Source organism: Microbacterium sp. SCN 69-37, assembly GCF_001724435.1.
Taxonomy (GTDB): domain Bacteria; phylum Actinomycetota; class Actinomycetes; order Actinomycetales; family Microbacteriaceae; genus Microbacterium; species Microbacterium laevaniformans.
In genome coordinates, this window is record NZ_MEEL01000017.1 from 29,581 (window position 1) to 42,689 (window position 13,109).

Below are 13,109 nucleotides of genomic sequence, written 5' to 3' on the forward strand. Positions count from 1 at the left end.
CGACCAGGCTACCGGCGGGCACGCTGATTGCGGCGGTGACGACCGAGCGACGGGCTCAGGCGGTGACGAAGTCGATGAGCTCTTCGACACGGCCCAGCAGCGCCGGATCGAGGTCGCGGTAGCTGTGCACGGCTCCGAGGATGCGCTGCCACGTACGGGCGATGTCGGCCTGATCGTGCGCGGGCCAGCCGAGAGCGCGGCTGACACCCACCTTCCACTCGATACCGCGGGGCACGTCGGGCCAGGCCGCGATGCCGAGCGCGCGCGGCGTCACGCACTGCCACACGTCGATGTGCGGGTGACCGACGATCCGCACGTGAGCGCCGTGGGGGCCCCGGGCGACCGCGTCGGCGATGCGCGACTCCTTCGAGCCGGGCACGAGGTGATCGACGAGCACGCCGTAGCGCCGTCCCGGCCCGGGCGGCTCCTCGCGCAGCACGTCTTCGAGCAGGTCGACGCCCTGGAGGTATTCGACCACGACCCCTTCGACGCGAAGATCATCGCCCCACACCTTCTCGACGAGCTCGGCGTCGTGGCGTCCCTCCACGAGGATCCGCGAGGCGCGGGCCACGCGGGCGCGAGCAGTCTCGGCGGCGAACGATCCGGAGGCGGTGCGGCGCGGGCCGGATGCCGCGGCCTTCGGCGCCTCCAGGACGACCGCCTGCCCGTCGATGAGGAAGCCTCCCCCCAGGGGGAACAGGCGGCGGCGGCCGAGGCGGTCCTCCAGCTCGACGTGACCGGACTGGATGCCGGTGACGGCACCGCAGAAGCCGTCACCGGCGATCTCCACCACGAGCTCCGGCGTGGCTGCGACGCGCGGCACCGCGCGGCGGCCCGCGTCTCGCCACCCCGCCGCCAGCACATCTGCGCCGTAGCGATCGGCACCGAATCCGTCGTTGTTCATGGTTCCTCCGAACGCGACACCATACCGGCCCGCATCGGTGCCGACGCAGGGACAGGCCGGGAAGGGCAAGACCCACGGCATCCCCGCAGGCCGTCTATCGGGTCATGCCGTTCGCGACATAGGATCGGCGTGAGGAGCGAGGATCCCGCACCTCGCGCAGGGGAGGAACACGCATGCGTGCGCGTCTGTGGCTGGCGCTGACGGCGGCGGCGGCGATCGTCCTGGGCAGCGCCACGGCGATCGTCCTGGGCGGCGCGACCGCGGCGATCGCCACGGGTCCCGTCGCCCTCAGCTCGTCACGCGTGGTCGATCAGTCCGGTGTGCTCTCCGGTGCGCAGGTCTCCGAGGTCGACACACGCCTGCGTGCCTTGACCGCGAAGTCGGGTGTCGATCTCTGGGTTGCGTACGTCCCGCAGTTCACCGATCCGTCGACGCCCGAGGACTGGGCGAACCAGACGGCGCAGAACAACGGTCTGGGCCCGCACCAGTACCTCTTGGCGATCTCGACGGACGGCCGTCAGTACTATCTGTCGGGCTCCTCGGCCGGCCCCGTGACCGGCGATGAGCTCACCACGATCGAACGCGAACGGGTGCAGCCGGCGCTGTCGGCCGACAACTGGGTCGGCGCCGCCACCTCCGCTGCCGACGGCCTGGCCGACGCCATCGCGGGAGGAACCGGCGGCGCCGGGGTCGACGCCGCCGGCATCATCACGCCGATCCTGCTCGTCATCGTGGTGATCGCCCTGGCCGGGCTCATCATCTGGATCGTGATGCGCTCGCGCAGGCGTCGATCGCCCGCGGGGCCCGGCACGGAAACACCGCCCGCGCCCGTGAGCATCGAGGATCTCACGCGCCGCGCGTCCTCGGCTCTGGTTCAGACGGACGACGCGGTCAAAACGAGCGAGCAGGAGCTCGGGTTCGCCCGTGCGCAGTTCGGCGACGAGGCCGCCCGCGAGTTCGAGTCGGCGCTGGCCAGCGCGAAGGCTCAGCTCGATGAGGCGTTCGCCCTCAGGCAGAAGCTCGACGACGAGAGCCCCGACAGCGACGACGACACGCGCGCCTGGAACATGCGCATCATCGAGCTGTGCGAGGCCGCCGACGCGCACCTCGACGAGAAGGCCGCGGCATTCGACGACCTGCGAAAGCTCGAGCAGAACGCCCCCGACGCGCTCGCGCGCCTCCGCGAGAAGAAGGAGAGCGTGGCCGGCGCGCACGACGCCGCCGTCGCGACGCTCACCGGCCTGACGAGCGCGTACGACCCGCTGGCCCTGACCGCGATCGCCGACAACCCCGAGCAGGCATCGCAGCGCCTCGCGTTCGCCGACACGCTGCTGGACACCGCCGCCGCGCAGATCGCCGCCGGCAACACGTCCGCCGCGGCGGTCAGCATCCGCGCCGCGGAGGACGCCGTGGCCCAGGCCGAGATGCTGCACAACGCCGTCGCGCGCATGAGCGCCGACCTCGCCCAGGCGGAGACGGATGCCGCGGCCCTCATCGCCGACCTGGAGACCGACCTCGCCGCGGCAACGGCCCTGCCCGATCCGGACGGGCGTCTGGCCCCCGTGATCGCGGCCACGCGCGCGCAGGTCGAGGCGGCGCGGCCGCTGGTCACCGGGCCCGGCAAGCGTCCCCTCTTCGCCCGCGAGGGCCTGGACCGCGCCAACGCACAGATCGACGCGGTTCTGGCCGGCATCCGCGACGAGCAGGAGCGCGCCGCGCGCGCGTCCGCGCAGCTGGGCGGTCTCCTCGCACAGGCGCAGGGCGAGATCTCCGCGGCAGAGGACTTCATCTCTTCACGCCGAGGCGCGGTCGGCGCCGAGGCACGTACCCGTCTCGCCGAGGCGGGCGCGTCACTCGTGCAGGCCCGCCAGCTGCAGCAGAACGATCCCGCACAGGCTCTTGCCGCCGCACAGCGCGCGCACGAGCTGGCGACGCAGGCGATGCAGGCGGCGCAGAACGATGTCGGCGTCTTCCAGAGCGGTATGTTCGGCGGCTCCGGCGGATCGCAGCGCACGGGTTCGGGCGGCGACATGATGGGCGCCATCCTCGGTGGCATCGTCCTCAACTCCCTGCTCAACGGTGGCGGCGGCAGCCGCTCGCGCTCCGGCGGCGGCTTCGGCGGCCTGGGCGGGGGCGGCAGCATCTCCCCCGGCGGGTTCGGCGGCGCCGGCAGCCGCGCGCGCCGCGGCGGAGGTCGCTTCTGAGCCCGGCATCCGCTCGCCGACTTCGACCGCACGATCCCCTCGCACCCTGGGAAGTCTCCCGTTAGGAAAGGAAAAACGATGGCAAAGCAGTCCATCTTCGGTCGCATCTCGACGCTCGTGAAGGCGAACGTCAACGCCATGCTCGACGCCGCCGAAGACCCGCAGAAGATGCTCGATCAGCTGGTGCGCGATTACACCAACTCCATCGCCGACGCCGAGTCCGCGATCGCCGAGACCATCGGCAACCTGCGCCTGCTCGAGCGCGACCATGAAGAAGACGTGCGCGCCGCCGCCGAATGGGGCAACAAGGCTCTCGCCGCCAGTCGCAAGGCCGACGAGCTGCGTGCGAGCGGCAGCACCGCGGATGCCGACAAGTTCGACAACCTCGCCAAGATCGCGCTGCAGCGCCAGATCAGCGAGGAGAACGAAGCCAAGGCCGTCGAGCCGACGATCAGCTCTCAGACGGAGGTCGTCGCCAAGCTCAAGGACGGCCTCAACGGCATGAAGCAGAAGCTGGAGCAGCTGAAGGCCAAGCGCAGCGAGCTGCTCGCCCGCGCCAAGACCGCAGAAGCGCAGAACAAGGTGCACGACGCGGTCAAGTCGATCGACGTGCTCGACCCCACGAGCGAGCTCGGCCGCTTCGAAGACAAGGTGCGTCGCCAGGAGGCGCTCGCCGCCGGCAAGGCGGAGCTGGCGGCATCCACCCTGGACGCGCAGTTCAACGAGCTCGAGGACGTGGGTGAGCTCACCGAGGTCGAGGCGCGCCTGGCTGCTCTGAAGAGCGGCGGCACCGGCGCGGCGGCGCTGGAGAAGTAGGCAGGATGACGGTCCGCGTCCCGGGGTTCGCCGCACGGCGGATGCCGGGACGCGGACGTCGCGGGGCGCGCAGGGAAGGAAGGGAAGATGACCCGCTTCGTGGTGGTTCCGCAGTGGCAGGGCTCCCCCGCCGCGCGCGCGATGTTGCTCGTGGACGGCGCCGAGGCGATCGCGGGCGACCTGCCTCGCGCGGCGACCGCGCGCGTGGACGTGCCGGCAGAAGCCGGTGAAGCGCTGGAGACCGGCATCCGGCGTTTCAGCGCGCTGCATCGCGTCGCCGACGCCCTCACCGCGGAACTCGCGGTCAGCGACGAGGCGGCACTCATCGTCGGCGGCGACTGCGGCGTCGCCGTCCCCGCGATCGCCCATTATGCCGCCCGACACCCGGAGCTCGCGGTGGTCTGGTTCGACGCGCACGGCGACCTCAACACGGCCGCGACCTCGCCGTCGGGCGCGTTCGGCGGCATGGCCCTGCGCGCCGTGCACGAGAGCGGACCGGTGCCCGGAAGCGGCGCCGTGACGGCCGATCGTCTCGTGCTGGTGGGCGCCCGCGATCTCGACCCGGGCGAGGCCGTGCACCTCGCCGAGAGCGATATCCGCAGCGTCGCGGCCGACGCGATCGGCGACGGCGCGGCGATCGCCGCCGCCGTGGCAGCCACGGGAGCGGAGGCCGTCTACATCCACGTCGACCTCGACGTGCTCGACCCGGCCGAGCTCACCGGTGTGACCCGGCCGACGCCGTTCGGCCTGACGCTGCGGGAGCTGACCGCGGCGATCGCCGCCGCGCGACGCACCCTCCCCCTGGTGGGTGCGTCGATCGCCGGATTCGCTCCGGCGTCTCCGGCCGCGGCCGTCGACGACCTCGGCACGATCCTGCGGGTCGTCGGGGCGCTCGCGTGATCGCGTCGCCCCCGCCGGGCTGGCAGGAACGGGCGGCCCGCGCCGTGGCGCGCGGACGCCGCCTCGATACGCTGATTCCCGGCATCCTGCTCGACTCCCCCCTCAGCCTCGTCGGCTTCTGGTGGGGAACCGCCGTGGGCTGGATCTGGGGCTCGCTGTGGTCGACGGGTCGCATCGATCGGCGCGGAGGCCTCTGGGTGTTCACCGGCATGCCGTCGTGGACGTTCGGCCGCGGCGGGGTCTGCGTCGGCGGGTGCTTCTTGACCGACTCACCGCGCATCAGCGATGACGTGCTGCGTCACGAAGCCGTGCACGCGCGCCAATGGCGCCGCTACGGCTTTCTCATGCCGCTGCTGTACGCCCTGGCGGGACGCGACCCGCTGACGAACCGGTTCGAGATCCTCGCCGGCCTCGAAGAGGGCAACTATGTGGCGCGCGGAGCGTGGGCAGGCACGGTCAGCGAGAGCTGACCAGCCCGAAACGCGCCGGTGTGTGCACCGCCGCAGGCGAGATTCCGAGGCGCTCGGTGAGGTGGTCGAAGATGTCGGCGGTGCCGAGGAATCCGCCGAGAAGGTGGATACGGGTGCCGTCCTGGCACGTCGACTCATCGCCGTCTGCGCAGAGCATCTCATCGGCCCACGCCGTCACGGCCCGGCTGACGGCCTGGCCGGGAGCACAGGAGCGGCCGCTTCCGGGCTGGCCGCTGCGACGTGAGCGGTCGAGCCAGGTGACGACCATCCGCGCCGGAACCGCGATCGGCGTGATCCACGAGGCGTCGGGAACCTCGATAAAGACACGACCGGTCGAGCAGATCGGCAGCGTCGCGATGAGCGCCTCCAGCTCGGCCAGCGCATGCTCGTCCGCCGTGATGAGCTGCTGCACCCGCGCGTGACGAGACGCCTTGCAGGCGGACTCGTCGTGCACAGCACGCAGCGCGGAGGAGGTCATCCTTCGATCATACGCCCATTAAGGCGAGCCTTACCTCAGCGTTCGATGAGGATCGTCGCGAGCGCGTCCACCTCGTCGCGGCGGAGGCCGTGCGCGACGAGGTAGCCCGCCGCCGACCCGAAGCGCTCGCGCACATCCTCCAATAGCGCCTGCATGACGGGTGCCGGCGAGCGTGTCGCGAGGTCTTCGAGATGGCGAGCGTCGGGGTGCACGCTGCGCAGATAGGCGAGCACGCGAGCATTGCGCCGCGCCGGGAGCAGCTGTTCCGTACGCGCGTAATCGGCCACGATCGCGTCATGCTCGACGCCGACGGCGTCCAACAGCAGCGCGACGGCGACGCCCGTGCGGTCCTTCCCGACGGTGCAGTGCACGAGCGCCGGTGCGCCCTCGAGGACGGCGCGGACGACCTCGACCATCCGATCGGCCGACTCGTCGACGAGGCCGCGGTAGACGTCGGCGAGCGAGCGGTCCTCGACGAAGAAGGAGGCGACCGAACCGAGGAAGAGCGGGATCCGGATCGTCTCGAGATCGAGGCCGGCGACGCGGCTGGGCTCGACGGCCACTTCGTCGTCGGCGCGGAGGTCGACGACGCGACGGATTCCGAGACCGACGAGATCCTCGCGGCCGGCCTCGTCCAGCCCGGCGAGATTGCCGGAACGGAACAGCACACCCGCACGCGTGACGCCACCGCCCGCCGGGAGCCCGCCGACGTCGCGGAAGTTCAGGGCGCCGGAGACGATGCTCATGCCGGATCGTCTCCCGCGCCCGTCTGGCCCCCGCGCGGCGGGACCGGGTACTTTCCGGCGATCGTGATGCGGTTGAAGGCGTTGATCGACACGAGCAGCCAGCTGATCGCGACGTACTCCTGCTCCGAGAGGATGCCGCCGACGCGGTCGTAGACCTCGTCGGGCACACCCTCCTCGTGGATGAAGACGTAGCACTCCGCCAGTTCGAGAGCCGCGCGCTCGCGGGCCGAGAACACGCCCGAGTCCCGCCAGGCGGCGAGCTGGGCGATCTCATCGATGCCGAGACCCGCCGCGACCGCGCGGTCGACGTGCACGCGCACGCAGTACGCGCAGCCGTTGAGCTGCGAGGCGTGGATGAGCACAAGCTCACGCAACCGCGCATCGATGCCCGCCTCGGCGGCGATCGTGCCGACCGTCTGGGAGAACGCCTCGAGGGCGTCATACGCGGGACGGGCCGACCGGGACAGGTGGACGCGACGCTCGGTGCTCATGCGATCAGCCTAGGACGGGTAGACGACGACCGCTGCGAGCGCGGATCGCGGCACAATGTCCGAATGGATGAGTTCTCCTTCCTGGCCGATCAGTCCGCCGAGCTCGGCATCGATGCCGTGCCGCCCGTCCGCCGCCTCACCCACCGCCTCGACGACGGTCGTGTCGTCAGCGCGCTGCAGTACGGGGATCCCGTCACGGCCGCCTTCACTCCCCCGCAGGTGACGCTCCTGCACGGCGCCGGCCTCAACGCGCACACGTGGGACACGACGGTGCTCGCCCTCGGCATCCCCGCCCTCGCCGTCGACCTGCCGGGTCACGGCGACTCGTCATGGCGGGCGGATGCCGCGTACACCGGAGGCGTCCTCGCGGCCGACATCGCGCCCGCTGTCGCCGCGTGGACCGCGGCCACGCCGCAGGTGCTCGTCGGCCAATCGCTCGGGGGCCTGACAGCAGCCGCGCTTGCCGCTGCGCACCCGGAGCTGGTGCGCGAGCTGATCGTCGTCGACATCACCCCCGGCATCGACCCGGACGGCGATGCCGCACAGATCGCCGCTTTCTTCGCCGGCCCCACCGACTGGGCCAGCCGCGACGAGCTCGTCGAACGGGCGCTCTCGTTCGGCCTCGGCGGATCCCGTGGGGCTGCGACGCGCGGTGTCACCCTCAACTCGCGCGTGCGCGCGGACGGCCGCGTCGAATGGAAGCACCATTTCGCGCACCTCGCGAACGCGCTGGCCGGTGACGCGGATGCCGCGGCGAGCGCAGAGGCGCAACGTCACGCGATCCGCGGCGCGCTGACCGCCGCGGGGTGGGACGACCTCGCCGCCGCTGCCGCTCCGATCACGCTCGTGCGCGGATGTCGCGGGTTCGTGACGCCCGCGGATGCCGACGACTTCCAGCACCGCCTCCCGACGGCATCCGTCGTCGAGGTCGACTCGGGCCACAACGTGCAGGAGGAGCAGCCGGTGGAACTGGCCCGCCTCATCGCACAGGTCGCGCGCGGCTGAGTCGACCGGTCGCATGACGCTCGGTGTCACCCCAGCGAAGACCGATGACCGCACCGACCGCCGCAAAGCCTAGGCTGTAACGCGCACCCGAGTCCGCGGGCCGCTGCGCACAGCACACGCGCACGCCCGCGCTGCCGAAAGGACACCTCTCACATGCTTCGCCGCACCACCGTCGCCGCCGCGCTTCTCGCCGCCGGGGCCCTGCTGCTGAGCGCCTGCTCCGGCGGATCCGCACCCGACGCCTCCCCCACCGCGGTCACGCCCGACCCCGACGCCGTCGTGACCGTGCGCCTCGTCTCCGAGCCGAGCAACCTCGACATCCGTGAGACCGCCGGCGCCGCCCTGGACCAGATCCTGATCGACAACGTCTACCAGGGCCTCGTCTCGCGCACGCCCGATCAGAAGATCGAGCCGGAGCTGGCCAGCGACTACAAGATCTCGTCCGACGGCCTCACCTACACGTTCACGCTCCGCGACGGCGTCACCTTCCACGATGGCTCCCCGCTCACCGTCGATGACGTCGTCTGGTCGCTGGAACAGGTCAAGTCCACCGCGTCGTACAGCGACTCCGACCGCCTCGCACGCGTACAGAGCATCGTCGCGAACGGCAAGGACGTCGTGCTCACGCTGAGCCAGCCCGACTCCAGCCTGCTGTGGAACCTCACCGGCCGGGCAGGTCTCGTCCTCAAGAAGGACGACACCACCGATCGCAAGACGAAGGCGAACGGCACCGGGCCGTACAAGCTGACCAGCTGGAAGCAGGGCGACTCGATCACCTTCGACCGCAACGACGCCTTCTGGGGCGACAAGGCCAAGGTCAAGGAGGTGGTGTTCAGCTACATCCCCGACAACCAGGCTGCCCTCAACGGTGCCCTCGCACACGAGCTCGACGTGGTCACGGGCTTCGACGCCAACCTCAAGGACCAGATCGAGGCGAACGGTGACTTCACACTCGTGCTCGGCAAGTCCACCGACAAGGGCACGCTCGCGATGAACTCGACGAAGGCGCCCCTGTCCGACAAGCGGGTGCGCCAGGCGATCCGTCAGGCCATCGACCACAACGCGATCGTCAAGGCTCTCGGGGCCGGCCAGACGCTGTACGGTCCGATTCCCGAGCTCGACCCCGGCTACGCGGATCTGTCGTCCACCGCCCCGTTCGACCCGGCGGCCGCGAAGAAGCTCCTGGCCGACGCCGGGGTGTCGGACCTCACGCTGACGCTCACGATCCCGTCGTTCTACGGCACGACCGTGTCTCAGATCCTCGTGTCGAACCTCAACGACGTGGGCATCACCCTGAAGGTGAAGGCCGTCGAGTTCCCGACGTGGCTCAACGACGTCTACATCAACAAGAACTACGACCTCAGTTTCGTGCTGCACACCGAGGCCCGTGACTTCGAGAACTGGGCGAACCCCAACTACTACTTCACCTACAACAACCCGGAGGTGCAGAAGCTCTACCAGCAGTCACTCAGCGCGACCGACGAGCAGACCTCCGCCGACCTGCTGAAGCAGGCCGCGAAGATCGTCGCGGACGATCAGGCCGCCGACTGGCTGTACAACGGTGCGTCCATCGTCGCGGTGGGCACGAACGTGAGCGGCTTCCCTTCCGTCAACGTCAACGAGCGCATCAACCTCGCCGAGCTGGCCAAGAGCAAGGGGTGATCCGTTACGCGCTGACGCGACTGGCCCTGCTGCTGCTCGGCCTGTTCGTCGCCAGTGCGCTGATCTTCCTGACGCTCCGGGTCCTTCCCGGCGACGTCGCTCAGCTCATCGCCGGGATCGATGCGGGCCCGGCGCAGGTCGCCGCGATCCGTGAGCGCCTCGGGCTCGGAGAGCCCCTTGCGGTGCAGTACCTGTCGTGGATCGGCGGTGTCTTCCGCGGAGATCTCGGCCAGTCGCTGCTGACGGGCGCCCCCGTGGCGGGGCAGCTCGCCGAGAAGGCGCAGGTGACGATTCCGCTCGGACTGATGGCGATGACCGTCGCCCTGCTGATCGCACTGCCGTTCGGAGTGCTCTCCGCCGTTCGCCGCGGCCGTCCCGACGGCACCGCCCTCTCCGTCGGCGCCCAGGCCGTGGCCGCCGTCCCGGTGGTGTGGGCTGGCATGATGCTGGTGCTCGTGTTCGCTGTCTGGCTCGGGTGGCTGCCCGCCCAGGGCTTTCCCCGCGCGGGGTGGAGCGACCCGGCATCCGCGATCCGTGCTCTGCTGCTGCCGGCGATCACGATCGGCGTCGTCGAGGGCGCGATGCTCATGCGGTTCGTCCGTTCGGCGACCCTCCAGGCGACGGGAGAGGACTTCGTCCGCACCGCGGCGGCGAAGGGCCTCACCCGCACGCAGGCCCTCATCCGGCACGGACTGCCCACGGTGGGTCTGTCGATCATCACGGTTCTGGGGCTGCAGGTGGCCGGCATCATCGTCGGCGCCGTCGTCATCGAGCAGCTGTTCAGCCTGCCCGGCATCGGACGCATGCTCGTGGAGGACGTCGGCAAGCGTGACCTGCTCAAGGTTCAGGGCGAACTGCTCGCGCTCACCGGGTTCGTGCTCGTCGTCGGCTTCGCCGTCGACCTCGTCCACCGGCTGATCGACCCTCGGCAGCGGGAGGCGGAATGAGCAGGTTCGCCTGGCTGCGTCGACTGTGGGCGCTGTCGACGGGACGCTTCGGTCTCCTCGTCGTGCTGACGATCGGCGTCGTCGCACTCGTCGCACGGTTCTGGTTGCCGTTCGATCCGCAGGCGGTCGACGTCGACGGCCGGTGGGCTCTGCCGGGGTGGCCGCATCTGCTCGGCACGGACGGCGCGGGCCGCGACATCCTGAGCCTGCTGATGGCCGGCGCTCGCACGACGGTCTGGGTGGCGCTCGGCGCCGGTCTCGTGGCGACGGTGATCGGTGTCGCCCTCGCCGCCCTCGGCGCACTCACCGCGCGGTGGCTGCGCGAGAGCGTCGCCGTGCTCGTCGACATCCTCATCGCGTTCCCCGTTCTTCTGATCGCCATGATGATCTCGTCCGTGTGGGGTGGCTCGCTGTGGGTGGTGATCGTCTCGGTCGGCATCGGCTTCGGCGTCAACATCGCGCGCGTCACGCGCCCGGAACTCCGCCGCGTGCTGCACAGCGACTTCGTTCTCGCCGGTCGAGCCGCCGGTCTCACTCCCTTCCAGAACCTGTACCGGCACCTGTTGCCCAACATCGCCCCGGTCTTGATCGTGCAGCTGTCGTGGGGCATGGCCGTCGCCGTCCTCGCCGAAGCCGGGCTCAGCTACCTCGGGTTCGGCGCCCCCCTCACCGAACCCAGCTGGGGGCTGCTGCTGAAAGACCTGCAGCAGTACATCTCGGTGCACCCGTTGAGCGTCGTCTGGCCGGGACTGGCGATCACGATCACGGTGCTGGGGCTCAACCTCCTCGGGGACGCACTGCGCGAGGCGACCGACCCCACCCTCACGCGTCGGCGCACGGCGGCGCAGACCCACACGACGGCGGTGATCTCGTGAGCCTGGTGGTGCGCAATCTGTCGATCGAGATCGACGGTCGCCGCGTCGTGGACGACATCTCCTTCGACGTCCCCGACGGCGCGCGCGTGGGCCTGATCGGAGAGTCGGGGTCGGGCAAGTCCCTCACCGCCCTCGCGATCCTCGGCCTGCTGCCGGACGCCGCCACGGCCACGGGCAGCATCCGATGGAACGAGCGCGAGCTGATCGGTCTGCCGGACCGCGAGCTCGCCCGACTGCGCGGCGATGAGATCGGCATCGTCTTCCAGGAGCCGCGCACCGCCCTCAATCCGATCCGCACCGTCGGCCGCCAGATCGCCGAGTCCGTGCGCATCCACGAGGGCCTCGGGCGCAGGGATGCCGCGGCCCGCGCCATCGCAGAGGCCGAGCGGGTTCGGCTTCCCGACCCCGCCCAGATCGTCCGTCGCTACCCGCACCAGCTCTCCGGCGGTCAGCGCCAGAGGGTGGCCATCGCCATGGCCCTCGCCTGCCGTCCTCGCCTGCTGATCGCGGACGAGCCGACGACGGCGCTCGACGTCACGATCCAGGCGGAGGTGCTCGAGCTGCTCGCCGGCCTCGTCGCGAGGGACGGCATGTCGCTGGTGTTCATCACGCACGACCTGGCGGTGCTCTCCCAGATCGCCACGCACGCCGTCGTGCTCGAAGACGGGCGCGTGGTCGAGCACGGGCCGCTCTCACGACTGCTCACGGCACCGGCATCCCCGGTGACGCAAGGCCTGCTGCGCGACGCCACCGCGACGCTGTGGCGACCGGGGGGTGCGGCATGAGTGCGGACGCCCTGCTGAGCGCGCGGGCCGTCAGCCGTCGCTTCCGCCAACGCGGAACCGGACTGTTCGAGCGGACACGATGGACCACGGCGCTCGAGGACGCCGACATCGACGTCTTCGAGGGCTCCGCCGTCGGCATCATCGGCGAGTCGGGCTCGGGCAAGTCCACGCTCGTGCGTGTGCTGCTGGGGCTGGACGCGCCCACGACCGGCACGGTGACGGTGGCCGGACGCACGGTGGATGCGAGGGCCTCTGCGCGCTCGCTGCACTGGCTGCGACGCGAGACCGGCATCGTGTTCCAGGATCCGTACGCGTCGCTGGATCCCCGGATGAGCGTCGGAAGGATCATCGGCGAGCCGCTCTGGGCGCTGGAGATCCCGGGCGATCGTCGTGCGCGCGTGCGCGAGGTGCTCAAGGCGGTCGGCCTCGAGGCGGCGATGGCCGACCGCTACCCGCACGAGTTCTCGGGCGGGCAGCGCCAGCGCATCGCCCTGGCGCGCGCGATCGTGCACCGCCCGCGCATCCTCGTCGGCGACGAGCCGCTCTCGGCGCTCGATGTCACCGTACGCGCGCAGATCCTGGAACTGCTGCGCGAGCTGCGCCAGCGCGAACAGCTCACCCTCGTGATGGTGTCGCACGACATCGGCGTCGTGCAGAACCTCTGCGACGAGGTGATCGTCATGAAGGACGGCCGCATCGTCGAGGAGGGCCCGACGGAGAAGGTCCTGCTCGCGCCGCAGGTCGCCTACACGCGTCGGCTGCTCGCCTCCATCCCGGTGATCGACCCACCGCGGGACTGATCGCTGCGCGGGCGAGGGCATCGGAC

The 13,109-nt window shown here is 70.8% G+C and carries 14 protein-coding genes; 10 read left to right on the forward strand and 4 right to left on the reverse strand.

The features are described 5' to 3' along the window. Positions 1-55 precede the first annotated feature (55 nt). Positions 56-904: a DUF3097 family protein gene (locus tag ABS64_RS02495; RefSeq protein ID WP_292680541.1), complete on the reverse strand. Its 849-nt coding sequence runs from the start codon at positions 902-904 to the stop codon at positions 56-58. Positions 905-1,077: 173 nt separating this feature from the next. On the opposite strand from ABS64_RS02495, the gene ABS64_RS02500 reads away from it, so the two are divergent. From ABS64_RS02500 to ABS64_RS02515, 4 genes are all read left to right on the forward strand, one after another. After that, positions 1,078-3,108, forward strand: a complete 2,031-nt coding sequence (locus tag ABS64_RS02500) for a TPM domain-containing protein (RefSeq protein WP_292680543.1) — start codon at positions 1,078-1,080, stop codon at positions 3,106-3,108. Positions 3,109-3,186: 78 nt separating this feature from the next. Next, on the forward strand, positions 3,187-3,924 hold the full coding sequence (locus ABS64_RS02505; RefSeq protein ID WP_016463332.1) for a PspA/IM30 family protein: 738 nt from the start codon (positions 3,187-3,189) through the stop codon (positions 3,922-3,924). An 87-nt stretch (positions 3,925-4,011) separates the two neighbouring features. Next, positions 4,012-4,824 carry an arginase family protein gene (locus ABS64_RS02510; protein ID WP_016463333.1) on the forward strand — a complete coding sequence of 271 codons (813 nt, stop codon included), beginning with the start codon at positions 4,012-4,014 and terminating at the stop codon, positions 4,822-4,824. Then, entirely contained in the window at positions 4,821-5,294 is a 474-nt protein-coding gene (locus ABS64_RS02515; protein WP_016463334.1) for a hypothetical protein, read from the forward strand. The genes ABS64_RS02510 and ABS64_RS02515 overlap by 4 nt, the downstream gene beginning before the upstream one ends. On the opposite strand, the gene ABS64_RS02520 is transcribed toward ABS64_RS02515, so the two are convergent. Genes ABS64_RS02520 through ABS64_RS02530 form a run of 3 tightly spaced genes read right to left on the reverse strand, consistent with a single transcriptional unit; the run spans position 5,281 to position 7,009 of the window. After that, positions 5,281-5,772 carry an SIP domain-containing protein gene (locus tag ABS64_RS02520; RefSeq protein WP_292680545.1) on the reverse strand — a complete coding sequence of 164 codons (492 nt, stop codon included), beginning with the start codon at positions 5,770-5,772 and terminating at the stop codon, positions 5,281-5,283. The two genes, ABS64_RS02515 and ABS64_RS02520, sit on opposite strands and share 14 nt — an antisense overlap. A 35-nt stretch (positions 5,773-5,807) precedes the next feature. Continuing rightward, on the reverse strand, positions 5,808-6,518 hold the full coding sequence (locus ABS64_RS02525) for a tyrosine-protein phosphatase (protein WP_005048393.1): 711 nt from the start codon (positions 6,516-6,518) through the stop codon (positions 5,808-5,810). Further along, positions 6,515-7,009, reverse strand: a complete 495-nt coding sequence (locus ABS64_RS02530) for a carboxymuconolactone decarboxylase family protein (protein ID WP_288121091.1) — start codon at positions 7,007-7,009, stop codon at positions 6,515-6,517. Before ABS64_RS02530 ends, ABS64_RS02525 begins: the two co-directional genes overlap by 4 nt. Positions 7,010-7,072: 63 nt before the next feature. Between ABS64_RS02530 and ABS64_RS02535 the strand changes: the two genes are divergently transcribed. The 6 genes from ABS64_RS02535 to ABS64_RS02560 all read left to right on the forward strand — a co-directional run bounded on the left by ABS64_RS02535 (position 7,073) and on the right by ABS64_RS02560 (position 13,083). Beyond that, a complete protein-coding gene (locus ABS64_RS02535; protein ID WP_288121089.1) occupies positions 7,073-8,014 on the forward strand; it encodes an alpha/beta hydrolase in 942 nt (313 codons plus the stop codon). A 153-nt stretch (positions 8,015-8,167) separates the two neighbouring features. Beyond that, the gene (locus ABS64_RS02540) at positions 8,168-9,676 is read left to right on the forward strand and encodes an ABC transporter substrate-binding protein (RefSeq protein WP_288121087.1); all 1,509 of its coding nucleotides are present in this window, start codon (positions 8,168-8,170) and stop codon (positions 9,674-9,676) included. Beyond that, on the forward strand, positions 9,673-10,623 hold the full coding sequence (locus ABS64_RS02545) for an ABC transporter permease (RefSeq protein ID WP_288121085.1): 951 nt from the start codon (positions 9,673-9,675) through the stop codon (positions 10,621-10,623). Before ABS64_RS02540 ends, ABS64_RS02545 begins: the two co-directional genes overlap by 4 nt. After that, entirely contained in the window at positions 10,620-11,498 is an 879-nt protein-coding gene (locus ABS64_RS02550; RefSeq protein WP_288121083.1) for an ABC transporter permease, read from the forward strand. The genes ABS64_RS02545 and ABS64_RS02550 overlap by 4 nt, the downstream gene beginning before the upstream one ends. Beyond that, positions 11,495-12,283, forward strand: a complete 789-nt coding sequence (locus tag ABS64_RS02555) for an ABC transporter ATP-binding protein (protein WP_288121081.1) — start codon at positions 11,495-11,497, stop codon at positions 12,281-12,283. Before ABS64_RS02550 ends, ABS64_RS02555 begins: the two co-directional genes overlap by 4 nt. Then, positions 12,280-13,083: an ATP-binding cassette domain-containing protein gene (locus ABS64_RS02560; protein WP_288121079.1), complete on the forward strand. Its 804-nt coding sequence runs from the start codon at positions 12,280-12,282 to the stop codon at positions 13,081-13,083. Before ABS64_RS02555 ends, ABS64_RS02560 begins: the two co-directional genes overlap by 4 nt. Positions 13,084-13,109 lie beyond the last annotated feature (26 nt).